Origin of the sequence: Bradyrhizobium sp. AZCC 1719 (assembly GCF_036924525.1) — a bacterium.
GTDB lineage: Bacteria > Pseudomonadota > Alphaproteobacteria > Rhizobiales > Xanthobacteraceae > Bradyrhizobium.
Genome location: NZ_JAZHRU010000001.1, coordinates 3,679,629 through 3,704,800, shown reverse-complemented (window position 1 = coordinate 3,704,800; position 25,172 = coordinate 3,679,629). Strand labels below are relative to the sequence as shown.

The 25,172-nt window shown below is 63.1% G+C and carries 20 protein-coding genes and 2 pseudogenes; 8 read left to right on the top strand and 14 right to left on the bottom strand.

The window, feature by feature from the left end:
- Positions 1 to 132 precede the first annotated feature (132 nt).
- The 3 genes and pseudogenes from V1292_RS17320 to V1292_RS17310 form a co-directional block, all read right to left on the bottom strand.
- Positions 133 to 1,158 (bottom strand): ABC transporter substrate-binding protein, encoded by a 1,026-nt coding sequence (locus V1292_RS17320; RefSeq protein WP_334373930.1) that lies wholly within the window; start codon positions 1,156 to 1,158, stop codon positions 133 to 135.
- Positions 1,159 to 1,203: 45 nt separating this feature from the next.
- Positions 1,204 to 1,985: pseudogene (locus V1292_RS17315) on the bottom strand (ABC transporter permease).
- 1 nt (position 1,986) lies between these two features.
- Positions 1,987 to 2,850, bottom strand: a complete 864-nt coding sequence (locus V1292_RS17310) for an ABC transporter ATP-binding protein (protein WP_442895617.1) — start codon at positions 2,848 to 2,850, stop codon at positions 1,987 to 1,989.
- Positions 2,851 to 3,042: 192 nt separating this feature from the next.
- Between V1292_RS17310 and V1292_RS17305 the strand changes: the two genes are divergently transcribed.
- The gene (locus V1292_RS17305; RefSeq protein WP_334373928.1) at positions 3,043 to 3,801 is read left to right on the top strand and encodes a GntR family transcriptional regulator; all 759 of its coding nucleotides are present in this window, start codon (positions 3,043 to 3,045) and stop codon (positions 3,799 to 3,801) included.
- 158 nt (positions 3,802 to 3,959) lie between these two features.
- Here V1292_RS17305 and V1292_RS17300 read toward each other — a convergent pair whose 3' ends face one another.
- On the bottom strand, positions 3,960 to 4,379 hold the full coding sequence (locus V1292_RS17300) for a nuclear transport factor 2 family protein (RefSeq protein ID WP_334373927.1): 420 nt from the start codon (positions 4,377 to 4,379) through the stop codon (positions 3,960 to 3,962).
- A 151-nt stretch (positions 4,380 to 4,530) separates the two neighbouring features.
- On the opposite strand from V1292_RS17300, the gene V1292_RS17295 reads away from it, so the two are divergent.
- Positions 4,531 to 5,772 carry an amidohydrolase family protein gene (locus V1292_RS17295; protein WP_334373926.1) on the top strand — a complete coding sequence of 414 codons (1,242 nt, stop codon included), beginning with the start codon at positions 4,531 to 4,533 and terminating at the stop codon, positions 5,770 to 5,772.
- 226 nt (positions 5,773 to 5,998) lie between these two features.
- A complete protein-coding gene (locus V1292_RS17290; protein ID WP_334373925.1) occupies positions 5,999 to 7,213 on the top strand; it encodes a mandelate racemase/muconate lactonizing enzyme family protein in 1,215 nt (404 codons plus the stop codon).
- A gap of 126 nt (positions 7,214 to 7,339) precedes the next feature.
- On the opposite strand, the gene V1292_RS17285 is transcribed toward V1292_RS17290, so the two are convergent.
- From V1292_RS17285 to V1292_RS17245, 9 genes and pseudogenes are all read right to left on the bottom strand, one after another.
- Positions 7,340 to 8,569: an ABC transporter substrate-binding protein gene (locus V1292_RS17285; RefSeq protein ID WP_334373924.1), complete on the bottom strand. Its 1,230-nt coding sequence runs from the start codon at positions 8,567 to 8,569 to the stop codon at positions 7,340 to 7,342.
- A gap of 756 nt (positions 8,570 to 9,325) precedes the next feature.
- Entirely contained in the window at positions 9,326 to 9,922 is a 597-nt protein-coding gene (locus V1292_RS17280; RefSeq protein WP_334373923.1) for a hypothetical protein, read from the bottom strand.
- Between the two features lie 105 nt (positions 9,923 to 10,027).
- The gene (locus tag V1292_RS17275) at positions 10,028 to 10,408 is read right to left on the bottom strand and encodes a hypothetical protein (RefSeq protein ID WP_334373922.1); all 381 of its coding nucleotides are present in this window, start codon (positions 10,406 to 10,408) and stop codon (positions 10,028 to 10,030) included.
- A gap of 124 nt (positions 10,409 to 10,532) precedes the next feature.
- Entirely contained in the window at positions 10,533 to 12,221 is a 1,689-nt protein-coding gene (locus V1292_RS17270; RefSeq protein WP_334373921.1) for a hydantoinase/oxoprolinase family protein, read from the bottom strand.
- Between the two features lie 103 nt (positions 12,222 to 12,324).
- Positions 12,325 to 12,573: pseudogene (locus V1292_RS17265) on the bottom strand (hydantoinase/oxoprolinase N-terminal domain-containing protein); the annotation flags it as partial.
- A complete protein-coding gene (locus V1292_RS17260) occupies positions 12,573 to 14,240 on the bottom strand; it encodes a hydantoinase B/oxoprolinase family protein (protein WP_334373920.1) in 1,668 nt (555 codons plus the stop codon). The pseudogene V1292_RS17265 and the gene V1292_RS17260, both read right to left, overlap by 1 nt.
- Before the next feature lie 116 nt (positions 14,241 to 14,356).
- Positions 14,357 to 15,589, bottom strand: a complete 1,233-nt coding sequence (locus tag V1292_RS17255; RefSeq protein WP_334373918.1) for an MFS transporter — start codon at positions 15,587 to 15,589, stop codon at positions 14,357 to 14,359.
- 79 nt (positions 15,590 to 15,668) lie between these two features.
- Positions 15,669 to 16,514, bottom strand: a complete 846-nt coding sequence (locus tag V1292_RS17250; protein ID WP_334373917.1) for a CmcJ/NvfI family oxidoreductase — start codon at positions 16,512 to 16,514, stop codon at positions 15,669 to 15,671.
- Positions 16,515 to 17,049: 535 nt separating this feature from the next.
- Positions 17,050 to 17,349, bottom strand: coding sequence for an HU family DNA-binding protein (locus V1292_RS17245; RefSeq protein WP_028347431.1), 300 nt, complete (start codon positions 17,347 to 17,349; stop codon positions 17,050 to 17,052).
- 427 nt (positions 17,350 to 17,776) lie between these two features.
- On the opposite strand from V1292_RS17245, the gene V1292_RS17240 reads away from it, so the two are divergent.
- From V1292_RS17240 to V1292_RS17225, 4 genes are read left to right on the top strand one after another with little or no spacing between them, the layout of a single operon-like run.
- A complete protein-coding gene (locus V1292_RS17240) occupies positions 17,777 to 19,393 on the top strand; it encodes an ABC transporter substrate-binding protein (protein ID WP_334373916.1) in 1,617 nt (538 codons plus the stop codon).
- A gap of 24 nt (positions 19,394 to 19,417) precedes the next feature.
- Complete coding sequence (locus V1292_RS17235; protein ID WP_334373915.1) at positions 19,418 to 20,395, top strand: ABC transporter permease; 978 nt, start codon at positions 19,418 to 19,420, stop codon at positions 20,393 to 20,395.
- Between the two features lie 4 nt (positions 20,396 to 20,399).
- Positions 20,400 to 21,230 (top strand): ABC transporter permease, encoded by an 831-nt coding sequence (locus V1292_RS17230; RefSeq protein WP_334373913.1) that lies wholly within the window; start codon positions 20,400 to 20,402, stop codon positions 21,228 to 21,230.
- Positions 21,227 to 22,858: an ABC transporter ATP-binding protein gene (locus V1292_RS17225; protein ID WP_334373912.1), complete on the top strand. Its 1,632-nt coding sequence runs from the start codon at positions 21,227 to 21,229 to the stop codon at positions 22,856 to 22,858. Before V1292_RS17230 ends, V1292_RS17225 begins: the two co-directional genes overlap by 4 nt.
- A 46-nt stretch (positions 22,859 to 22,904) precedes the next feature.
- On the opposite strand, the gene V1292_RS17220 is transcribed toward V1292_RS17225, so the two are convergent.
- Entirely contained in the window at positions 22,905 to 24,209 is a 1,305-nt protein-coding gene (locus tag V1292_RS17220) for an NAD(P)/FAD-dependent oxidoreductase (RefSeq protein WP_334377080.1), read from the bottom strand.
- Between the two features lie 73 nt (positions 24,210 to 24,282).
- Here V1292_RS17220 and V1292_RS17215 point away from each other — a divergent pair, with 73 nt between their 5' ends.
- Complete coding sequence (locus V1292_RS17215) at positions 24,283 to 25,137, top strand: VOC family protein (protein WP_334373911.1); 855 nt, start codon at positions 24,283 to 24,285, stop codon at positions 25,135 to 25,137.
- Positions 25,138 to 25,172: the final 35 nt, after the last annotated feature.

Below are 25,172 nucleotides of genomic sequence, written 5' to 3'. Positions count from 1 at the left end.
TTGCGAGCCACCCGGTCGGCGCAAAGCGCCGCCGGATGACAGGCTCCGCGAAGCAATCCATCCCGCCGCGGATAGAAAGACTGGATTGCTTCGTCGCTTCGCTCCTCGCAATGACGGTCTTAAGCACCTGACTCAATTCGCCGTATACACCAACTCCCGCTCGGCGCGCGGCGGCAGAAACTCGCGGGAGAAAATCTCCGCGGGCGCCGGCGCGCGGGCGAGCTGGTAGCCTTCCACGATGATACCGATGGCGCGGGCCATGCGGTCGTCCTTGACATCGCCGACGCCGATCTCCTTCATCTCGGGCGAGACGATCAGCTTGTCGAAGGAAAACTGCAGGCGCCGCTTCTCGACCTCGGCGTTGATCAGATTGTCGTAATTCAGCGCTGCCTTCATTCCGGCATTCTGGTCCTTGGCGATCGCGATCACGGCCTTGTTGACGGCGCGGACGAGGCCGGCGACGGCCTTCGGATTGGACGCCAGCAGCTTGCGCGACACCATCATGCCGTTGGAATAAAGATCGAGGCCGTAATCGCCGAACGAGAACCATTTGTAGTCCTTGTCGGGATCCTGGCGGTTCAGCACCAGGTTGAAGTAGCTCGTAATGTTGAACACCAGAGCCGCGTCGATATCGCCCTTGATCAGCATCGGCTCCTGCAGATTCGGCGCCATGTTGGAGATCTTGATCTTCTCGCCCTCGAGCTTGTTCTTGTTGGCAAACACCGGCAACAACCGCGTCGTCGGCGTGCCCTGCGCGCCGCCGAGCGTGCGGCCCTCAAAGTCCTTGATGGTGTTGATGCCGCTGGTCTTCTTGGTGACGATGGCGAACGGCGGCTGGTTCCAGATCATGTAGACCATCACAGGCGCGTCCTGCGGCTTGGTCGAGGCGTTCTGGATGATGGCGTTGACGTCGCCGAAGCCGGCGTCATAGGCGCCCGACATGATGCGCGTCACTGTCGCGCCGGAGCCCTCGCCCTGGTCGATCACGACGTTGAGACCTTCCTCTTTGAAGAAGCCGTTGTCCTTGGCATAGAAGAACGCGGCATCCGACCCTTGCGTCTTCCAACCCAGCGTAAACTTGATCGTGGTTTCCTGGGCGCCGGCGGCACCGGCGAACAAGGCAACTCCCAACAGCGCGGCGCTTACTCTGGCTAACATCGTATTCTCCTCGACGGGTTTGGATGGCGGTTGGCGAAAAACTTTTCATGTCGCGATCATGTCGTTCTTGCGGGTGGCCCAGCCGGTGACGCGCCCCTCGATCACCGAGAAAGCGACGTAGAGCGCAACGCCGAGGCCGGCGAGCACGAACAGGCCGGCGAACACCAGCGGCACATTGAAATTCGAGGACGCGGTCATCATCACGTTGCCAATGCCGCGGTTGGACGCCACGGTCTCCGACAGCACCGCGCCGACGAAGGCATAGGAGATCGCGACCTTAAGCGAGGCAAAGAAGAACGGCATGGTGCGAGGCAAGCCGACGTTCCAGAGGATGTCGAACTTGCTGGCGCCGAGTGCTTTCAGCACGTCTTCGAGTTCAGGTTCGGTCGTCGCCAGCCCCGTCGCGATGTTGACCACGATCGGGAAGAAGCAGATCGAGAGCGCGGTCAGCACCGCCGGCACCGAGCCGGAGCCGAACCACAGCACGAAGATCGGCACGACGGCGACCTTCGGGATCGAGGAAAAGCCGACGAGCAGCGGATAGGCCGTATCGTAGGCGGTTTTCGAGACGCCGATCACCGCGCCCAATACGACGCCGAGGCCGAGCCGACGCCAAGGACAAAACCGATCATCGTTGTCGCCAGCGTCTGCAGGATGTGCGGCCACAGGATGGGGAATTTTTCGACGAGGGTGACGAATACTTGCGAGGGGCGCGGCAACACCAGGTCGGACATGCCTGATATCAGGCAGAACAATTCCCAGGCGACGAAGAACAGCACGATCAGTGCCGCCGACCAGGCTTTTTGGCGATAATCGAGCTCGGGCATATCAGGCTGCTCCCTGCGCGGAAGCCGTTCGGGCATCGACGATGAAGGCGCGCAGCTTCTGGTTCAGCGCCACGAAATCCGGCTCGAACGTCATCGCAACCGTGCGTGGCCGGGTGAAGTCGACCCGGCTGTCGTCGAGGATGCGGCCGGGCCGCGCGCTCATCACGCAGATGCGGCCGCCGAGAAATGCGGCCTCGCGCAGGTCATGCGTCACCAAGAGCACGGTCGGCTTGTGCGCGATCCAGAGATCCTGAAGGATCGACCACAGCTCTTCCCGCGTGAACTGGTCGAGCGCGCCGAAGGGCTCGTCGAGCAGCAGCATACGCGGCTCGTGGATCAGCGCGCGGCACAGATTGGCGCGTTGAAGCATGCCGCCGGAGAGTTGCCAGGGGTAGCGGTTGCCGAACCCCTTGAGGCCGACCTGCTCCAAAAGCGCATTGGCCTTGTCGCGGAATTCGGTCTTGCGCAGCTTTCGGAATTGCGAGCGAAACGGCTCGACGATCTTGAGCGGCAGCATGATGTTCCGCTCGATCGACATCCACGGCAGCATGGTCGGATTCTGGAACGCCATGCCGACGCGCAAGGCGCGGGCGGCGACTTCGCGGCCGCCGACGATGACGACGCCCGATGTCGGCTGCACCAGGCCGCTCACCAGCCGCAGGATGGTCGACTTGCCGCAGCCAGAGGGGCCGACCAACGCGACGAACTCGCCATCGGCGATCCGCAAGCTTGTCGTGGAGAGGGCCGGCACCGCGCGGGGGCCGCGGCCGAAGGTGACGGAAGCCTCCGACAGTTCGATCGAGATCGGAGCGGCGGGGCCCGGAACCGGCGCGCCCTGAAATTCGGAATGTGGTTGCATGCGCATCATGGCTGGAAGTGCATGCAAGCCGGATGCCAGCCAAACTTGCCTGTGAAATCAAGGGGCCCGCGGTTTGTCGCCCGATCCGCCGGATTCCTTTTGTGCAATTCCACCTTCAAAGTGCATGCAATTGAGGCGCACAGTCAGGCGGCAATTGTGATAAGAGGACCCATTCGAAGCACCCGTCAGGATTCGCCGATGGCGCCCCGCCCCGCCAGCAAAACCGTTGTCCCATCCGACAAGGTCGGCGTGATCTGCCGCGCGCTGCGCCGCGCCATCATCGAGCAGGCGCTGGCGCCCGGCGCGAAATTGCCGGAGGATTCGCTCGGCGAGCGTTTCGGCGTCAGCCGCACCATTGCTCGGCATGCGCTCGGCCAATTGGCCGCGGAAGGCCTCGTCGAGCTGCGCCGCAACCGGATTGCGGTGGTGGCGACCCCAAGCTGGCAGGAAGCGCGCGATGCCTTCGATATCCGGATCGAACTCGAGCGCCTGGTGGTGCGGCAACTCGCCGGCAAGCTGACCAAGAACCAGATTGCCGAGCTCAACGCCCATGTCGATGCCGAGGACCGCGCGCGCGACGGCTCGGATGCGGTGTCGATTCGGCTGGCGACGGAATTCCACATCCTGCTCGCCAACATGACGAACAGTCCGATCCTGGTGCGTTACGTCAGCGAGGTCGCCTATCGCTGCTGCCTGACGCTATCGCTCTACAGCCGTCCGCATTCGTCGGAATGCGCGATCAACGAGCACCGCGCGATCATCGCCGCCTTGGTCAAAGGCGACGAGGCCAAGGTGATGAGCCTGATGCACAGCCATCTGGATTCCGTGGCCAGCCGCGCCCTGGTGGCCCCCGCCCCGCCGCGCGGCCGCGATTTGCTGGATATTTTGGCGCCGTATGCCGAGGAAGGCGAAAGTGAGCGGGTGGTGAAGCTGCCGAAGGTGGTGCGGGCGAGGTAGGGCTATCGCCCGCAGCAATCGCCGGTGGCCTCGTGGTTCGAGACGCGCGGCGTTGCCGCGCTCCTCACCATGAGGGTGCAAGACCTCATCTTGAAAGTCTAGGACCTCATCCTGAGGAGCGCGCTTAGCGCGCGTCTCGAAGGATGAAAGCCCGAACCTCACGCCTCAATCCCCATCTGCACCAAAATCCGCTCGGCGCTGTCGTTCCAGACGTCCATCTTCACGATCTGCCCGCCCCTGACCACGAAACGATCGACGTAGCGATTGCCTTCGAACGGCGCGCCATCGAGCCATTCACCATACAGCGTGCCGATGCTGTAGACGACGGTCTCCTCGGCGCCTGGGCAGACGTCGAAGCGGTCCATCTTCTTCTTGACCCAGCGATAGCGTTTCGCGTTGAAGCCGGTCGGCCCGCGCGGATGATCGAACTCGCGTCCGCCGGTGAAGGTGATGATCGTGCCCGGCTTCATGTAGGCCGCGGCCGCATCGGGATCCGGGATCATCGATGCCGTGAGATAGGCCTCGACCACCGCGGCATCAGACATTCCCTTCAGTTCGGCTTTCGCGGCGACGGACATGGCGGCTTCTCCTGATGCCGGGGATACTACAGTCCAGCCCGCAAACTGCATGCACATATTTTGAACAGTTTGGCCTTCCAATTGCACACAATCTGGAGCTGCCCGGCGCCCCCGCTTCCGATAGGGTGCGACCTTCTCCAGCCCGACGCCGATGAACACGAAAACCGCCCTTGACCTGATCTTCCGCAACGCCAGGACGCGAACCTCGGCGACGCCTGTCGATATCGGCATCGCCGGCGGGCGTATCGTGGCCATCGAACCCCGGCTTGCCTGCGAAGCGGCTGAGATCGAGGTCGACGGCAGATTGGCCCTGCCCGGCTTCGTCGACACGCATATTCATCTCGACAAGGCCTGCCTGCTCGGCCGCTGCGGGCATAACCACGGCAGCGTCAGCGAGGCGATTGCCGCGGTCGCCGCGATGAAGCGCGATTTCACGGTGGAAGACGTCTACGCCCGCGGCGCGCGGGTGATCGAACGCGCCATCGTGCACGGCACCACGCGGATGCGAACCCATGTCGAAATCGATCCGCGGATCGGCTTGCGCGGTTTTGAGGCGGTGAAAGCGCTCAAGCGCGATTATGCCTGGGCGCTCGATCTTTCGATCTGCGTGTTTCCGCAGGAGGGCCTGACCAACGATCCCGGCGCCGAGGAGTTGCTCATTGCGGCCTTGCGCGACGGCGGTGAGGTGATCGGTGGCTGTCCCTATATGGACACCGATCCGAACGCGCATCTCGAAAAGATTTTCGACCTCGCGCAGCAATTCGATGTCGACGTCGATCTGCACCTCGACTTCGATCTCGATCCGTCCTGGTGGCATCTCGACGAGGTCTGCCAGCAGACCGAGCGGCGCAATTACCACGGCCGCGTCGCGATCGGTCACGCCACCAAATTATCGGCGCTGCCGCCGGACCGGCTGAAGGCCGCAACCGCGCGGCTGGCCAAATCCGGCGTCGCCGTCACCGTGCTACCCGCGACCGATCTCTATCTGATGGGCCGCGATGCCACGCACAATGCACCACGCGGGCTGACGGTGGCGCACAAGTTGGTTGAAGATGGCGTTCTCTGTTCGGTCGCGACCAACAATGTGCTCAATCCCTTCACGCCGTTCGGTGACGCCTCACTGCTGCGGATGGCGAATTTCTACGCCAATGTCGCGCATGCCGGGATCGGCGATTTCGACGCCTGCCTCGATCTCGTGACTGAGCTTCCGGCGCGGCTGATGAATTTGAGGGACTATGGCATCGCGTTAGGCAATCCGGCGGACCTGATCATTCTCGATACCGACAGCGGGACGAACGCTATTGCGGAATTGCCCGATGCGCTGATGGGATTCAAGAACGGGCGGCAGGTGTTCGAGCGGCGAAAGCCGACGTTGTTTGCTCCGACGGCCTAGCTCGGCTTCATCCTTCGAGACGGCGCTACGCGCCTCCTCAGGATGAGGTCTAAAAATCTCGCGTTGAGAAGAATTTTAGACCCTCATGGTGAGGAGCGCGGCAACGCCGCGCGTCTCGAACCATGCAGGCCGTGCTCTGCCTTATGCGCTGCCCTGCGATTGACCTCCCCGCCGATCCATTGTTGTTATCGGCCCAACTACAACAACAAGCCCGGGGCAGGAAATCATGAAAAAAGCCACCACCGTTAGAAGCGTCGAAACGCTGGCCTGCGACGCCGGATGGCGGAACTACCACTTCGTCAAGATCATGACCGAGGACGGCATCGTCGGCTGGAGCGAGTACGACGAGGGTTTTGGCGCGCCCGGCGTGACGGCGGCGATCGAGCGGCTTGGCGCGCGCGTCGTCGGCAAGAACGCGTTCCAGCGCGAGCGGATTTACGCGGAGCTGTTTGCGGCGACGCGACCGGCCGCCGGCGGCGTGGTGGCGCTGGCGCTTGGGGCTCTCGAGAACGCGCTGCTCGACGTCAAGGCCAAGGCGCTCGGCGTGCCCTGCTACGAACTGCTCGGCGGCAAGATCCGCGACTGCATCCGGGTCTACTGGTCGCACTGTGCGACCTGGCGCATCAACCATCCCGATTGGTTCAAGCCCGCGATTACCGATCTCGACGGCGTGAAATCGATCGGCCGCGAGGTGCGCGAAAAAGGCTTTACGGCGATGAAGACCAACATCTTCGTCTACACTGACGGCAAACCGCAGGGCTGGCGGCCGGGCTTTGGTTCGCCGTTCGAACCCGAGATCAATGTCGATCGCAAGGTGCTGCGCAATCTCTGCATGCATCTGGAAGCAATCCGCGACGGCGCCGGCCCCGATGTCGATCTGCTGCTCGACCTCAACTTCAATGCCAAGACCGAGGGCTACCTCAAGATACTGCGCGCCATCAAGGACATGGATCTGTTCTGGGTGGAGATCGACACCTTCAACCCGCAGGCGCTGGGCTACATCCGCCGCCAGAGCCCGCATCCGGTCTCATCCTGCGAGACGCTGCTGGGCCTGCGCGAGTTCCTGCCCTATTTCAACGAACAGGCGATGGACGTCGCCATCGTCGACACGCCCTGGAACGGGGTGTGGCAATCGATGAAGATCGCCGCCGCCGCCGAGCATTTCGAGGTCAACGTCGCTCCGCATAATTTCTACGGCCACCTCTGCACCATGATGAACGCGCATTTCTCCGCCGCGGTGCCGAATTTGCGCATCATGGAAACCGATATCGACCGCCTGGCGTGGGACCATGAACTGTTCACCCCCGTGCCCGAGATCGTCGACGGCCATCTGGTGATGCCGGACCGTCCGGGCTGGGGCACCGAGCCCAACGAGGAAGGCCTGCGCGCCCATCCGCCGAAGAGCAAGGGCGGGCTGCTGAATTACGGCCAGAAGAGGTAGGCGTGCGCTCCGCACTCGCGATGCCGTAGGGTGGGCAAAGCGAAGCGTGCCCACCATTCCTGACGACGCGCGTGGATAGATGGTGGGGCACGGCGCAAATGCGCCTTTGCCCACCCTACATTCCGCTCAATTATCACTCGGCACGCCCAAGAACGCGCTCTCGATCACATCGCCAATCGGCTGCCAGGAATTGCCGTCGAACTGCACCAGCCGCATCTGTTCGATCGGATGGAAGTCGGTCGGCCCGGTGTTTATCGTTATTCCCGGAAATGCGACCGCGCTCTGATAGTTCCGCAACGACGCCGCCTGCCGCATGATGTTCTCGCGCGACAGGTCGTCCCCGCACTGGGTCAACACCTGGACCAACGTCTCGGCCGCTGCGTAGCCGAAGATGGCATTGCCATCCTCCTTGTCGCCGTCAGGATAATACTTGTCCATGAACGCCAGCCACTCCTTGATCGCAGGGTCATCCTTCCAGGTGGTGTCGCTGGCATCTTTGAGGAACGAGGTGGAGATCACACCGACGGAATTCTGAAGGCCTGCCGGCCTCAGCGCGTTTGCGATCGAAGCTGCCGCATTGACCAGCAACAACACAGGATGCCAGCCCAGTTCAACCGCTCTTCGAATGGCACGCGCCGAGATCGGCGGTGCGCAGTTGAGCACGAGCACTTCAGCGCCCGAGTTCTTGAGGATGTCGACCTGGGTATCGATCGACATGTCAGCATCAATGGCGATATCCGCAACGATCATGTTGGCGGTGATGCCGAGCCCCTCCTGCAATCCCCGGAACAGATCGCGGCCGAACTGATCGTTCTGCCAGAGCACGGCGATCTTCCGGCTCGGATAGGCGGCTTGAATGTAGTTGGCGTAGATCCGGCCTTCGGAGCGGAATGTCGGCTGCCAGCCCATCGTCCAGGGAAACCGCTTCGGATGCGCCCACTCTTCGTCGCCGGAGGCAACGAAGAGCTGCGGGATATTCCGCTCGTTGAGATAGGTTCGCGTCGCCAGATTGGTCGGCGTGCCGAACGACCCGAACATCAGGTGCACGCGCTCCTGTTCGACCAGCTCTCGGGTCTGCTCGACCGCCGTTCTCGGATTTGAGCTGTCGTCGCGGGAGATGAACCTGATCTTGCGCCCGTTGATGCCGCCGCGCTCGTTAATCATATCGAAATAGGCGGCTTCCGCCCTGCCGATCGAAGCGAACGCGGCCAGCGGCCCGGTATAGGGCATGATGTTGCCGATGCGGATTTCGGTGTCGGTGACGCCGGCAGCCCGGGCCGGCTGCAGGGCGGCCAGTATCGATGCCAAGAACAATGCGAAGAAGGCTGGTGACAGCCATTTTATTCTTGTTTTCATCAACGCGGCCCTCGAACGCGAGCTGTCCAGAGCTCGTGACGCCACCCAGCGATGGCGATGATAGCGCGGGAGTTCAGGTTGTTAAAATGAAATGTTGGCGTCGCGGCATTGCCACGCCAAATGGGTCGCCAGTCTTCATAAAATGAGACGTTGCGGTTCAGGCGTGTTTGATGTCCGATATGCCCTCAGCAGCGGCACGAGTGCGAACATCGCTGGATATCCAAGTTGCGTCTAAGCAGTGTGTGGCAAGGAGGTCGAGGCATGAGGATAACGATCGTAGCTTTGGGAATGGCCTTGGTCCTGAGTAACCAGGGCACGTTTGGTACCGCAGCGCATGCGCAGACGGCCCAAGTCGTTCGTGAACCACGGGAAAGGCCCATCATCAGGGTGCCCGTCGTAAGGCCAGCTCCCTATTGGGATTACAATATCGTTCCACGATATCGTTATCGCCCTGAGGACGACCGGGTCGATCCATGCGGCGGGCCCGTAGTGCCGGTGATACGCGAGGGGCCTCAAGAGGCAACGGTTCCATTGTGGCTGGCGAACGAGTTGGGTCTTGGCCGTATACATGGTCGAGATTGGCCGTGTAGGGGCCGCAACCGGTAAATGCACCGATTTGAGCAGCAACGTAGCCCGCATGAGCGAAGCGATATGCGGGAGCTATGACCCCGGACCCCGCTACGCTCACCGGGCTACATGTCAGGCTCGCAACGATGAATGGTGGGCACGCTTCGCGCACCGTACACGGCTATCAGCTCAATCGCTGGCGTCTCGGCGTACTGGATCGCCCGCCTTCGCGGGCGATGACGACTGAGATTGCAGACTGCCAAGGCGGGTCACGACGTCCTTGCGTGACTTCCTTTCCAGTTTCGCTATATGCTTGTACAACCTCTGCAGTTCATGCACCGCATCGACGCAGCCTTGCTCGATCGCATGCTTGTACCAACGGACCGCTTCCTTAAGGTTCGGCTCTACTTCGAGCGCTCCCATCACATAGATGCGCGCGAGAGCTAGCGTATGTATGGGGCCAGCGCCGAGTTCGACCGCTCTGAGATGATGATTGAAACGTCGGCGGGCCTTCTCATCGTAAGGAAAGTCTCCCAGGCCGATATCGTACGCACCTCTCAGCTGCAGATGCGTTTCAATATCCTGCGGGTCCATGCTGGACTCGATATCGACAATCAACGCGTCAACTTCCGATCGCGACAGGCCAGCCTCGTCTCCCATTTTCGCAAGCATGACCCGGGCCGACATATCGCCTTCCGCGATGGCTTGGCGTATCAGAACGCGCGCCTCCTCATTCCGCTTTGCCAGTCTTAGCTCTGCTACCTGGAGACGCCATCCTTCTTCCATGCTCACTCCTCCGTCAGCCCGTAGCCCGCATGAGCGCGGCGATATGCGGGAGCCGTCCAAAAACGGATGGCGCTTCGCTCATCCGGGTTACTCTCGCTTGAAGTGTCACGGACAGGCAGTCTTCTCATCGCAATAAGGCTGGAATTTTCCTCCGCCGTCCCTAGCACGGATCAGCCATGATTCGACTCTGAAAGGGAAATAGACAACCATAGTCGCGATCTGGTCGCCGTTCGATTGGCTTACCCAAACAAATCCATACGTTCTCTTTGGTGATTTTATTGGCGTTGGTCCCGTGAATTCATTTGGATTCAGGTTACTTCGCGCACATTCTCTCAAGAATTCTTGCCTGGCTTGATCCCGCGCGCTCACCTCGGTACTTGTTGAAAAAGTCACGATCTCTTGTGCCACTAGAGCGAGCGTAACGGCCAACACCACCCCGACAATCCAAAACAATATCCGGAAAAATCCTTGCTTAAAGCGCCGCATCTCATTTTCCGATTCAGCAGCGCTTGTAGGGTGGGCAAAGGCGCTTAGCGCCGTGCCCACCACCGGCCCCCAAGGATGAAATGGTGGGCACGCCTTGCTTTGCCCACCCTACACGCCCATCGCATCAGCGCAACAAAACATCGAGCCAGCCCAACGGATTGACCGTAACGCGGTCGCCGGTATCGACCACAACGGTCGTAGTCTCGGCCTCGATGATGGCAGGCCCGGCCAAAGTGTGGCCGGGCTGCAGGTCGTCGAGCGCGTAGACCGGGACGTCGCGCCAGCCGCCGAAGAAGGCCTGCCGCTGGCTGCGCGGTGCGCAGGCGGTGGATGACGACCCGGGCTTTGTATCGGAATCAAGTCGCGCGACTTCGCCGACTGCCGCGACGCGGGCGTTGACGAACACGACTTCCTGGCCGCGCGAGGCGTAGGTGTACAATTCCTCGTGCCTGACGTGAAAGCGGTCCTCGATCTGCTCGACGAGATCGGCGGCGTTCCAGTCGAGGCCGTCGAGCGAGACGTCGATTTCAAAAATCTGTTCGCCGTAGCGCATTTCGGCGGAGCGCTCGATTGCAATCGGGCCGTTGAACCACGAGCGCAGCCGGCCGGCAGCCTGCTGCTCCAGGCCAGCAAACAACGCCCGCACTTCATCGGCCGAAATGCGGCCGGCGCCATAGTGCGTGCGGCTGACTTCGTAGCGGAGGTCGCTGGTCAGCATGCCCCAGGCCGACAACACAGACGCCACCGTCGGCACGATGATGCGGTTGATCTCGAGCTCGCGAGCGACCTCCGCCGCGTGCAGGCCCGCCGCGCCGCCGAAACTCAACAGCGCAAACTTTCGCGGATCGACGCCGCGGCGCAGCGTCATCAGGCGGATGCCGTCGGCCATGTTCAGGTTGATCATGCGGTAGATGCCGGCGGCGGCCTCGACGCGCGACAGCTCCATCGCTGCCGCGACGCGGTCGACAGCCGCCTCCGACGCCGCGCGATCGAGCGGACGCTTGCCGCCCATGAAGGCGGCGGCATCGAGATAGCCGAGCACGACATTGGCGTCGGTCACAGTGGCGGCCTCGCCGCCATTGCCGTAACAAGCCGGGCCAGGTACCGAGCCCGCGCTTTCCGGCCCTACCCGCAGCGTGCGGCTGGCATCGACGCTGGCGATCGAGCCGCCGCCCGCGGCGATGCTCGCGATATCGAGGCTGCGCAGCGCGATGCGCTGGCCGGCCAGCATGCCGTCGGCGGAGAGCGAGACCTGCCCCCCGGAAATCAGCGAGATATCGGTGGAGGTGCCGCCCATGTCGAACGGCACCAGATCGGGAACGCCGACCAAGTCAGAACAACGCCGCCCGCCCGACATGCCGCCCGCGGGACCTGACAGCACCGTGCCCGCGGCAAGGCGCGAAGCTTCCTCGACCGGCGACATGCCGCCATGCGAGAGCACTACGAAGAGACTGCCCTTGAAGCCGGCCTCCGTGAGCCGCGTTTCGAGATTAGCGAGATAGCGACGCACGATCGGCTCGACATAGGCGTTCACGATCGTGGTCGAGACGCGTTCATATTCCTTGATCTGTGGCAGCACGTCGCTGGAGCGCGAGATGCTGACATCTGGCAGCCCCTGCCTCAAGCGCTCGACGGCGGCGAGTTCGTGAACTGGGTTGAGATAGGAATGCAGAAAGCACACCGCGACCGAGCTCGCGCCCGACTGCCTGATGCCGGCAATCGCATCGTCGAGCGACTTTGGGTCGAGCGGAATGAGGACACTGCCGTCGGCCTTGAGCCGCTCCTTGACACCGAAACGCAAATCGCGCGGCACCAGCGGCGCCGGCGGCGGCGAGCGTAGATCGTAGCGGTCGGGTTTTCAGGCCTTCGCGCATCTCGATGACGTCGCGATGGCCTCTAGTGGTGATCAGCGCGACTTTTGCGCCCTTGCGCTCCAGCAGGGCATTGGTCGCAACCGTCGTGCCATGCACGAGGCGATCGGTCGCCGCGAGCATGTCCGCGCGCGTGACGTTCAGCCGCCGCGCCAATTCTTCCAGCCCCGCCATCACGCCGAGCGACTGATCCGCCGGGGTCGATGGCGATTTTGCAAACACGGTGCGGCCGGTCTCATCGGTCGCCACGAGATCGGTGTAGGTCCCGCCGACATCAACGCCTATCCTGAACATCATGAGGACGCCTGCTCCGTCGCGACTTCGGTCAGGCCCTGCTCGCGGTCGCGCCGACGTGCCTCCGCCGTTCGCTTCGCAGGCGGCCCCCACCCGCCGCCGCCGGAAGAGCGGATCTCCAGGCAATCGCCGGGGCGCAGTTCGATACCGACCTCCTTGGTGCGCAGCACGCGCGGCTCGCGCCCCTCGGAGAGTAGACGATAATGGTGCGGCTTGCCGTCCTCACCGCCGAGCATGCCACACGGACCGTGGCGCGCACCGTCGCCCGCGGTATTGCCCTTCGCGGGCTTTTCCGTCTCCAGCACCAGATCGAGCGACACGCCGAGGCCGCCGCGATGCTGGCCGTCGCCGCCGGAGCCGGGGCGGAATTCATGCGTGCGAAAATGCAGGGGAAAGCGCACTTCGGCCACCTCCAGGCTGCCGAACTTCAGCCCGCCGACCGAGTGCCACTCGCCGATCGACGACCAACCGTCGCCGCCCGACGACGCGCCGCCGCCGGGCCGCGCCTGGAACAGGTGCCAGATGAAATTCTTTCCGGTGCGCGGGTCCTCGCCCTGGATCGCGATGCGAAAGCGTCGGCTCCAGCCCGCCATCGCGCGCTCCGGGCAGGACGCCGACAATGCCTTCACGATCGCTTCCACGATTTCATTGGAGGGATGGCTGGTGCACAACGTCACCGGCCGGCCCGGATCGGCCCACACCACCGTGCCCTGCTTGGCGATCACCTTCAGCGGCCGCAGCGCGCCGGTGTTCTTCGGAATCTCCGCATCGATCAGATAGGCAAAGGCCATCGCCACCGCGGCCTGCATGTTGGCATGCGAGGAATTCACAAAACTGGTCGATTGCGGATCGGAGTCGGAGAGATCGACTTCGACGTCGCTGCCCTTCTTGGTGACCTTCGCCGCGATGCGGATATCGGTACGGCCGTGGCCGTCGTCGTCGAGAAACGCCTCGCCGTAAAACACGCCGTCCTTCCAGGTCGAGACCACCGCGCGGGTCTGCTGTTCCGTCGCGTCAAGAATCGCTTCCACCGCGGCTTCGACCACCGGCGCGCCGAACTCGGCGAACAGTCGCGACAACCGTCGCTCGCCAAGATGCGCCGCGCCGAGCATGGCCGCGAGGTCGCCGCGGAATTCTCTTGGGTTGCGAATGTTCAGCGCCAACAGGTCGAGCAGATCGTCGCGGAGCTTGCCTGCCTCGTAGAGCTTGATCGGTGGGACACGCAACCCTTCCTGATAGATCTCGGTGGCGGCAGGGTTATAGGCGCCGTGGGTGGCGCCGCCGATATCGCTCTGGTGTGCGCGCACGATGGTCCAGAGCAGCCGCCGCTCGCCATCAAACACCGGCACGAAGGCGGTCAAATCAGGCAAATGGCTGCCACCATAATAGGGATCGTTGAGCAGGATCACGTCACCCGGTTTGACGTCCTTGAAGCGCTCTTCGACCGCGAGCGTCGCCCATGGCAGCGCGCCGACATGAACCGGCAAGTGATCGGCCTGCGCAATCAGGCGTCCGCGCGTGTCGCAGATCGCGAGCGAAAAATCGCGGCTGGAATTGAGGATCTGCGAATAGGAGGTGCGAAGCATCGCCTCGCCCATCTCTTTCACGATCGAGCTGAGCCGGTGCTGGACGACGGAGCGCGTGATGGGATCGATCCTGGCGGACATGGTTACCCGTTATTATCTGGCATCTGCGCCGGAGTGTAGGATGGGTTGAGCCCTTGCGAAACCCATCACAACACGGGAGGCTGGCATTGATGGGTATCGCTTCCGCTCCATCCATCCTACGTATACATCAAGAACACCACCGTCCCCACGATCAAGGCCGCAGCCATGAATAGCAGCACTGCAGGAAGGCCGAAGATCGTCGCCACCACGCCGGTCGTCGATTGCATCAAGGCGGCGCCCAGGAAGAACGCGAGATTGACGGCCGACAGCGCCTTGCCGGCATTCTGCGCGCCCGCCATTTGCTGCGTCATGCCGAATAGCAGCGGCTGCGTCGATATGGCGATGCCGGTCAGGACAAATAGCCCGGCGTCGACCTGCGCCGGCACGGCGTTTACGCCTAACAGCTCGGAAAGCGGATAATGCGGCGCTCCGGCCGCCATGAGGGCGAGCAGCAGTGCGGCAAAGGAATGCGTGGCGGCCAGAACTTCGCGGCGATGGCCGATGGTGCGATCGACAATCCCCATCAGCAGCGGCCCTGCGATCAACGCCAGCGTGAACAGGCCGAGCGCGTTGCCGGCCTCGATGCGGCCGAGCGCCTTGACTTCCATCAGCCACGGCCCGCCCCATAGCCCGCGCAACACCAGCGAGGCCGCGAGTGACACCAGCGCCAGCGCAATCAGGCCGCGCAGCGGTCGCGACAGGCCGATGCGCAGCACCTCGGCCATTTGCGATAATGGCGAGGAGTCGTCGGCATGCGCGGCCGGTTGCCTCGGCACCAGCGCGAACACCGCAAGCGCCACGGCGGCGCCGAAGCCAGCGGAGATCCAGAATCCGGCCCGCCACCCCCACTGTTCGACGACGAAGGCCAGCGGGCTCGACGACAGCAGCATGCCGATATTGCCGATCGATAGAATGATGCCGGACCACAGGCCGAAGCGCGCCGCCGACATCTGTTTCGCCGCCAGCGTCATCGGGCACATCAGCATGCCCGAGGTGGCGACCCCGAGCAGGAATTGGCCGAACAGAAAGCCCTCCGGCCCGGTGGCCAGACCCGACGCCAGCGCGCCGACGACGGTTCCCGCCAGCAGACTGAGCGACACCGGCCGCACGCCAAAGCGATCCATCGCTGCGCCGACCGGAATCTGCGAAGCGGCAAAGGCGAAATGATAGATCGAGGTCAGGCTCGCCAGCGTCTGCGAGGGCGTTTTGAAATCGGCCGCCATCACGTCGAGGCTGATGGCCGGAATGGTTCGCAGCAGCGTCGACAGCATGTGACCGCAGGCCAGCGCCAGCAGCGCAAAAATCAGGGCGCGGAAATTGACATCCGCACCGGCCTTGCCGTCGTCCATGAGCCGTCTCGCCCCAAAACCGTTTCGGGGCGAGGTAGCACCAATATGTTGAGAACGCGAATCCGCCCGCTCGCAGCGATCAGTTCCTGTGGAACACCAGCGTTCGCAGTTCGATGCTCTCGCGCGGCGGCGCATCGGCCGGCGTGGTCGGATCGATGAAGGCGGTATGCGGCCCGAACCGTGTGCGGCCGTCGGTCGCGGAATCGTAGCACTTCAACAGCAGCGCCTCGTCGGTCCGCATTTCCGGAATGTAGTACCAGCGATGGTTCGGATTGTATTTTACCGAATAGGTTTCACCGCTGCGGTTCGGATAGATCAGGTCGGAAGCGACGAGATCGCTCGCCTCGACCGTCTGGCCGTCGCACATCGCCAGCGGCGCATCCAGCACAGGTCCGCGGATCGGCCGCCAGACATTGATGACCTGCACGCGTCCCTTCAGAAGCTCGTCGGCCTCATCCGACAGATGTTCGCGCACGCGGTTGGCGCCTGATTTATCGGTCTGGTCGACATGAACGCGTGTGGCCGGCTGGCGTGGGCCAGCGCCCCTGATATCGGCGGCGCCCTCCACGCGCTTGCGTACGGTGTGGTCGAAGATGAAGACGCGGTCGGCCTTGAGCGTCGCCTTCAGGAAGGCTTCCACGGCGGGGTAGTAGACGTTCCTCACTTCCTTGTCGTCGTAGAAATTCCTGACGATGGTGGGATGGCGGACCAGCGCAAAACCTTCGCGGTCCAAAGAGAGGTTGGCGGCGATCAGGCGCGCGTCGAAGATCGGGACGCTGTGCGGTTCGGGCAGCGCGGTGGATTTGGGTTCGCCCGGCGGCGGATCGAAAGCGTAGGTGCGGGGCTTTCCCGGCGTCGGCGCGAGATAGTTCAGCTCGGCAGTGACGAAGGGAAGCGATTCGAGTTTTGCTTGCTGCAGGCCCATGGTGGTCTCCCGGACTCCATTGTTTGTTCCGTTTGATGTCGGAGTGACCGCCGGGCCTCACAAGACGATTTTGAAAATAGCAACGATGCCGTTCCCAGCGGCGCAGGAGAGAGAAAATCCTTGTCCAAAGCGGTTCCGGTAACGGATGGTATTTCAGGCGTTCACGGGCGCGTCATCGGCCGCGAGCGGCACGTGACCCCACCGCGCAGCGGACCTCGAAGGGCACGCCGCTGGGGCGCATCGGCACGGCGGAGGAATTTGCCAACCTCGCCTGCTTCCGCTTCCGATCAGGGATCGCTCATCACCGGGCATGGCGATCAATGTCGACGGTGGGCGCTCGCCGGTGGTGTGAGGGGCATTTGGTGCAGCACACTCAGGTCACCTCGCCCCGCCTGCGGGGAGAGGTCGAAATTCAAGCGCAGCTTGAATTTCGGGTGAGGGGGACTCTCCGCGAGCACCTCTACTAGAGAGGTCGCGGAGGCAGCCCCTCACCCCAACCCTCTCCCCGCAAGAGCGGGGCGAGGGAGATTCAAGATTAAACCGCGTCCTTGGCGGCCTTGACCGGGCGGGCCCGGACGATCTTGCGGGCCGGCTTGGCCTTGAACATCATTTCCTCGCCCGTGAAGGGGTTGGTGCCCTTCCGAGCCTTGGTCGCCGGCTTCTTGACCACGACGAACTTCGCGAAGCCAGGAACGAGGAACAGCCCGTTCTTCTTGAGCTCCTTGTGACCGACGTCAACGAGCGTGTCCATCACGTTCTTGACCTCTTTCTTCGACAGTTCGGTGGTGGTCGCGATCTTCTCGATGAGCTGCGACTTAGACATTTGGGTGGCCATGGTTGCTCCATTGATTCTGGCACAGGCGACGATATGTCGGAAACCGCCTAAAAAACAGGGTTTCCGACATTCTGCACAACTATCTCGCTAGTCGAGTTGCAGTGATTCGTCCAATTTTTCCGGGGTTTTTGGCATTGGAAGCCGTCCGGAGCCTATTTTTAGGGGGATTCAACGAACCCAGACGCCCCATTTCCGGACAATCCCGGGCTGCTTTCCAGTCCCTGTCTCTATCGAGGCGAGCCGTGATTTGCCTTCCGACAGGACAAAATGCGCAAGACTGATCGGCCAGTAAGCACGTTGTTTTCTGGAAGGATTTTCCGCCCTGCGCGTTGATTTGAAAATGACTCGCGTTGGCCTTCCATCGTAACATCGCCTTAAGGCGGACGCGTGAACGGTCTGCCATCAATATCGTGTTCGGAGACTTCGCATGGATTTGACGCGCCTTGAGATCAATCGCCGCACCGCGCTGCTGACGTCGGCAGCCATCGCGGCCAACGTGATCAATCCGATGCGGGCCTTTGCGCAGGAGACGCCGCGCAAGGGCGGCGTGTTCAACGTCCATTACGGCGCCGAGCAGCGCCAGCTCAATCCGAGCATCCAGGCTTCCACCGGCGTCTACATTATCGGCGGCAAGATCCAGGAAAACCTCGTCGATCTCGACGCCAACGGCCAACCGGTCGGCGTGCTCGCCGAAAGCTGGGAAGCCTCGCCCGACGGCAAGACGGTGACGTTCAAGCTGCGCAAGGGCATCACCTGGCACGACGGCAAGCCGTTCACCTCGGCCGACGTCGAATTCACCGCCATGAACATGTGGAAGAAGATCCTCAATTACGGATCGACGCTGCAGCTCTTCCTCACTGCAGTGGAAACGCCTGATGCCCAGACCGCGATCTTCAAATACGAGCGGCCGATGCCGCTGAACCTGCTGCTCCGCGCCCTGCCCGACCTCGGCTACGTCTCGGCCAAGCATCTTTATGAGAGCGGCGATATCCGCCAGAACCCGACCAACCTCGCGCCGGTCGGCACCGGGCCGTTCAAGTTCGTCAAATATGAGCGCGGGCAATATGTCATCGCCGACCGCAACGAGAATTACTGGCGCCCGAACGCGCCGTATCTCGATCGCATCGTCTGGCGCGTGATCACCGACCGCTCTGCGGCGGCCGCGCAGATGGAGGCCGGTGAGCTGCACTACTCGCCGTTCTCGGGACTAACGCTCTCGGACCTGGCGCGGCTTTCCAAGGACAAGCGCTTCATCGTCTCCACCAAGGGCAATGAAGGCAATGCGCGGACCAATACGCTGGAGTTCAACTTCCGCCGCAAGGAACTGTCCGACATCCGCGTCCGCCGTGCGATCGCGCATGCGATCAACGTGCCGTTCTTCATCGAAAACTTTCTCGGCGATTTCGCCAAGCTCGGCACCGGGCCGATCCCCTCGACCTCGACCGATTTCTATCCGGGCCCGAACACGCCGCAATACCCTTACGACAAGGCCAAGGCCGCCGCGCTGCTGAATGAAGCCGGCTTCAAGCCGGGCACCGGCGGCACGCGCTTCACGCTAAAGCTGTTGCCCGCGCCGTGGGGCGAGGACATCTCGCTGTGGTCGACCTTCATCCAGCAGTCGCTGGGCGAGATCGGCATCCCCATCGAGATCGTGCGTAACGACGGCGGCGGCTTCCTCAAGCAGGTCTATGACGAGCACGCCTTCGATCTCGCCACCGGCTGGCACCAATACCGCAACGATCCCGCGGTCTCGACCACGGTCTGGTATCGCTCCGGCCAGCCGAAGGGCGCGCCATGGACCAACCAGTGGGGCTGGGAAGACAAGAATGTGGACAAGACCATCGACGATGCCGCAACCGAAGTCGATCCGGCCAGGCGCAAGGCGCTCTACGCCCAATTCGTCAAGGAAGTGAACACGGAGCTGCCGGTCTGGATGCCGATCGAGCAAATTTTCGTCACCACGATTACGGCGAAGGCACGCAACCATTCCAATACCCCGCGCTGGGGATCGACAAGCTGGCACGATCTTTGGCTTTCGGCTTAAGCCGATATCCGCCAAGATAGGTCTATGCGCATTCTGAGCCTTGCGGGGCGGCGGCTTGCCGCCTCGATCCCGACCTTGATCCTGATCCTGATCGGCGTGTTCCTGCTGCTGCAGTTCGCACCGGGCGACACCGTCGACGCCATGATGGCGCAGATGGGCGGCGGCGATGCCGCGACCGCCAAGGAACTGCGCAAATTCTATGGGCTCGACCTCTCGATCCCGGCCCAGCTCGGCAATTACCTCTGGCGGCTGGTGCGGCTCGACCTCGGCTTTTCCTCGATCTACGGCAAGCCGGTGGCCTCGGTCATCCTGGAAAGGCTGCCGCCGACGATCCTTTTGATGACCGCGTCGCTGTCGTTTGCGTTCTTCTTCGGCCTGGTGTTCGGCGTGATCGCCGCACGTGGCGTCAACCGCTGGCCGGATACGCTGATCTCCACGCTTGGCCTGATCTTCTACGCCACGCCCTCGTTCTGGTTCGGCCTGATGGCCATTGTCGTGTTCTCGGTCTATCTGCAATGGCTTCCGCCCGGCGGTTTCGAGGATATCGGGACGATGCGGACCGGCATCGGGCGCGTGCTCGATATCGCGAGCCATCTGGTGCTGCCGACGCTCACCCTCGGGCTGATCTTTCTCGCCATTTATCTTCGTATCATGCGCGCTTCGATGCTGGAGGTTCTCAATCTCGATTACGTCCGCACCGCGCGCGCAAAGGGCCTCGACGAGACCCGCGTGGTGACGCGGCACGTGCTGCGCAATGCGCTGTTGCCGATGGTGACGCTGATCGGGCTGCAGGCCGGCACCATGCTGGGCGGATCGGTGGTGGTCGAAAGCGTGTTCTCGTTGCCGGGGCTCGGGCGGCTTGCCTACGAGTCTGTGGTGCAGCGCGACCTCAATACCTTGCTTGGCATCGTCTTCGTCTCGGCGCTGCTCGTCATCACCGTAAACTTCGTCGTCGACCTCATCTATGCGCGGCTCGATCCGCGCATCACGGCGGAGGGCTGACGCCATGGACGCGGTCAAGCGCTACTTCCGAAGTCCCGCCGCGGTCGCAGGCCTGATCCTGCTCCTGATCGTGATCGCGATGGCGATTTCCGCCGGCTGGTTCTACCCGCGCGATCCGCTGGCGCTCGCCGGCCGGCCGCTGGTCTGGCCGTTCTCCAACCCGCGCTTCCTGCTCGGCACCGACAATTCGGGACGCGATATCGCCGCGCAGATCTTCTACGGCGCGCGGATATCGCTTTTGATCGGCGGCGTCGCAACCGCTATCGCGATCCTGATCGGCATTCTCGTCGGCGCTTTCGCCGGCTATCACGGCGGCTGGGTCGACAATGTCTTGATGCGGATCACCGAAGCGTTCCAGACGCTGCCGAACTTCGTGCTGCTCTTGGTACTGGTCGCGGTGTTCGGCTCGACCTTGACGACGGTCACCATCGCCGTCGGCGTAGTGTCGTGGCCTGCGCCGGCGCGGCTGACCCGCGCGGAATTTTTGTCGCTGCGTAACCGCGAGTTCGTCCAGGCCGGGCGGACACTCGGCATGAAGAATATCCAGCTCATTTTCGGCGAGATCCTGCCCAATGCGCTGCCGCCCGTCATCGTCTACGCAAGCGTCGTGATGGCGGTCGCGATCCTGCTCGAAAGCGCGCTCGCTTTCCTGCGGCTGTCGGATCCGAACGTGGCGTCCTGGGGCAATCTGATCGGCCTCGGCCGCGATGTGCTGCGGGTGCAATGGTACGTCTCGGCAATCCCCGGCATCGCCATCCTCGTTACCGTGCTCGCGGTGTCGCTGGTCGGCCAGGGCCTCAATGATGCGCTCAATCCGAGGCTGAAAGGCCGATGAGCGAGCACGAGACCATCCTCTCGCTCGATCGCTTGAGCGTCCGCCTCCCCGGCGGCGCGGATAGAGCGCATGCGCTATCGGGCGTGTCGCTGGAAATCGCTTCCAACGAGATCCTCTGCGTGGTCGGCGAATCCGGCTCCGGCAAGTCGATGATGGCGAATGCGATCATGCGGCTGTTGCCCAATGAGGTGACGATCGATGGCGGCCGGATGCTATTCGAGGGCCGCGACCTCTGCGCAGCTTCGGTTGCTGAAATGCGCGAGGTCCGCGGCGCCGGCATTGCCATGATCTTCCAGGAGCCGATGACGGCGCTCAATCCGCTGCGCACCATCGGCGACCAGATCGCCGAGATGTTCTCGATCCATACCGAATTGTCGAAGGCCGAGATCGGCGCGAAAGTGTTGGCCCTGCTCGCCGACGTCCGCATTCCCGATCCGAAGCTGGCGGCAAAGGCCTACCCGCATGAGCTATCCGGCGGGCAGCGCCAACGGGCCATGATCGCGATGGCGCTGGCGCTCGATCCGAAACTCCTGATTGCCGACGAGCCGACGACGGCGCTCGACGTCACGACGCAGGCGCAGATATTAAAACTGATCCGCGACCTGCAGCAGCGCCGCAGGACCGCAGTCATGTTCATCACCCATGATTTCGGCGTGGTCGCCGAGATCGCCGACCGCGTGGTGGTGATGCAGCACGGCGTCATCGTCGAACAGGGTACGGCTTCCGACGTGCTGCACCATCCACAGCACGCCTATACCAAACAGCTCATTGCCGCGGTGCCACCACTGAACGCGCCTCCCCCGCGGGCACTTGCCTCTGACAACATCCTGACGATCACCGATGTCTCGAAGACCTATCGCACCGGTGGCTTTCTCGGGCGCGGCGCGCGGGTGACGGCGGCCGTGAAGAACGTGTCGCTCAATCTGCCACGCGGGGCGACGCTCGGCATTGTCGGCGAATCCGGCTCGGGCAAATCGACGCTGGCGCGCTGCATCGTGCGGCTGATCGATCCGGATACGGGATCGATCGTGCTCGACGGCAGCGACTGGGCGAAAATGCCGCGCGAAGAGGTGCGTCGCGAGACGCGGCATATCCAGATGGTGTTTCAGGACCCGTTCGCCTCGCTCAACCCGCGCCGCAAGGCGGCGGAATTGGTGGCGCAGGGGCCAACCGTGCACGGCACGCCGCGGGCGGAAGCCATCGCGCACGCCAAGGAGCTGTTCGCACTGGTCGGACTGGATCCTTCGGCCGGCGACCGCTATCCGCACGAATTCTCCGGCGGCCAGCGCCAGCGCATCGGCCTCGCCCGTGCCTTGGCGCTGAAGCCGGACGTGCTGGTGGCGGACGAGCCGGTGTCGGCGCTGGACGTTTCCGTGCAGGCGCAGGTGTTAAAGCTCCTCGCCGAATTGCGGACGCGGCTCGGGCTTTCGATCGTCTTCATCACCCATGATCTGCGCGTGGCGGCGCAAATCTGCGACCTCGTCGCGGTGATGAAGGATGGCGAGGTGGTGGAGCACGGGCTGGCTGCAGAGGTGTTCGGCAACCCGCAGCATCCGTATACGCGCGCGCTGCTCGATTCCATCCCGGGCGGGGAATTCGCGAGGGAGCACGACACGGAGGCGGTGTAGTAGCTCCCTCCCCCCTTGCGGCTGTTCGCGGGGAAGAGGGAGAAGATCACGCCATCTCCCTGGCATCTCGCCGGCGGTAGACCAGCAGCATCAGCGGCGCCAGCTTGCGCAAAATGCCGTGCGCGATGATCGGCACCGGCTCGGTGAACGGAAGTGCCAGCTCGCTCTCCGGCACGCCGCGGACGGCCTTTGCGAGTTCGTTGCCAAGAGGCATCGTCAGCGACACGGCGCGGCCGTTGCAGCCGGTCCAGCCATAGGCGTTGGGACCAAGCCGATGGATGCGCGGCAGGAAATCCGTGGTCATGCCGACATAGCCGTTCCAGACATAATCGAACGAGACCTCGCCGATCTGCGGCCACAGCCGCTGCAGGCGCTCGGTGACGCGCGCCTTGATCCGCTCCTCCTTGTTGCCGGGGCCGATCACCGCGCCGCCGGTGACGAGGCGGTTTCGCGCGTCATAGCGCGCGAAGTAGAGTTCGCCATGGGTATCCGACATCGCCTGCCGGCCGGGGATGATGGTGTTGCGGACGTTGTCCGACAACGGTTGCGTCGCCATCTGCCACGACAGCACCGGCATCACCTCGCGCGCAATCTCAGGCACCAGCGATTTGGAGAACTCGCCGCTATAGGCATTGCTCGCCACGACAAGCGCGCGGCCGGAAACTTCCCCCTTCGCCGTCTTAACCACCCAGCGGTCGCCCCGGCGCTCAAAACTCTCCGCCGGCGAACGCGCGTAAATGCGCGCGCCGAGGCCGAGCACGGTGCGCGCGAGGCCACGGGCCAGTGCCAGCGGATTGATGTGGCCGCCGCTTCTGTTCCAGAAGCCGCCGAACCATGCATCGGAGCCGAGCATGTCGCGCGTCTGCTCGCGCGACAACAACTCAACGGGCGCACCGAACTTCGACCACTGCCGCACCCGCCGTTCCGCGATCTTGATGCGGCCGGGCGAATGCACGGGCTGAACCCAGCCGGCCTGCTCCCCTTCGGCCTCGATGTTATAGCGCCTTGTCACGTCGAAGAGATAAGAAGCGCTGTCGCGCAACATGCCGACGAACCGTTCTCCCGCCTCGCCGTGCTTTGCGATGATATCTTCCGGATCGGGCCGCGACAGCGTCGGGATCACCTGGCCATTGTTGCGGCCCGATGCACCCCAGCCCGGCTCCGCGGCTTCGACAATCGCGACATCGACGCCCACTTCGCGCAGATGCAGCGCGGTGGAAAGCCCGGTGAAGCCTCCGCCGATCACGATCACGTCGGCCTGCTGCGAGCCGATCAGTTCCGGTAAATCAGGCCCCGATGGCGTCACGGCCGCCCATAGTGAATCGGGCCAGCGGACGTTGCTCGTGTTCATCATGATCCTTTCTTGCAGGCAACTGATCGTTCGGATTAGCTTAGACCGCTAACGAGCCTCAGGGAACAAAAGAGTGGCACTCAAAAACATCATCGGAATCGATCACGCCGTGGTCATGGTGAAAAATCTCGACAAAGCCGCCGAAAACTACAAGCGGCTCGGCTTCACCGTGTCGCCGCGCGGCACCCACAGCGCACATATGGGATCGGGCAACTACACCATCATGTTCGATCCCGACTATATGGAATTGCTCGGCGTGCTGACGCCGACAGAACATAATGCTCCGGCGCGGACGTATCTGGAGAAGAATGGTGAAGGCATCGAGCGCATCGCGTTCACGGCGGTGGATTCCGCCGAAGGCGCGGAAGAAATTCGCGCGCGCGGCTATCCGCCGATTGGACCGACCGATTTCGAACGTCCCGTGACGATGCCCGATGGCACGGTATCCGCGGCCAAGTTTCGCACCTTCCAATGGCCGACGGCGGAAGCGCCCGGCGGCGTGCGCATGTTTGCCTGCCAGCACAAGACGCGCGAGACGGTTTGGATTCCCGAACTGATGAAGCATGCCAATGGCGCCAAGCGCCTGAAGGAGGTGCTGATCGTCACCCCGGAGCCGGCGGATGACGCCGCGCAGCTCGCGAGCATGATCGATCGTGAGGCACGGGTCGAACCGGACGGCGTCATTGCGGTCCCCTCGGGCGGCGACCGCGCCGATTTCATATTCCTGACAAAGACCCAGCTCGGCACACGCTACCCTGACGTCCCGCTGGCGGGGCTGCCCGAGCGCGGCGGCGCGGGGCTTGTGATCGCGGCCGATCTCGCGGCGGCGGAAAAGGCGCTCGGCGCTGTCGGCGTGAAGAGCGCCGACGGTGTGGTGGTGCCGCCGGCCGAGGGCAATGGCACGATGCTGGTGTTCGTGAAGGGATAGATATCGACAGCGTCGCTCTCTCCCCTCATCCTGAG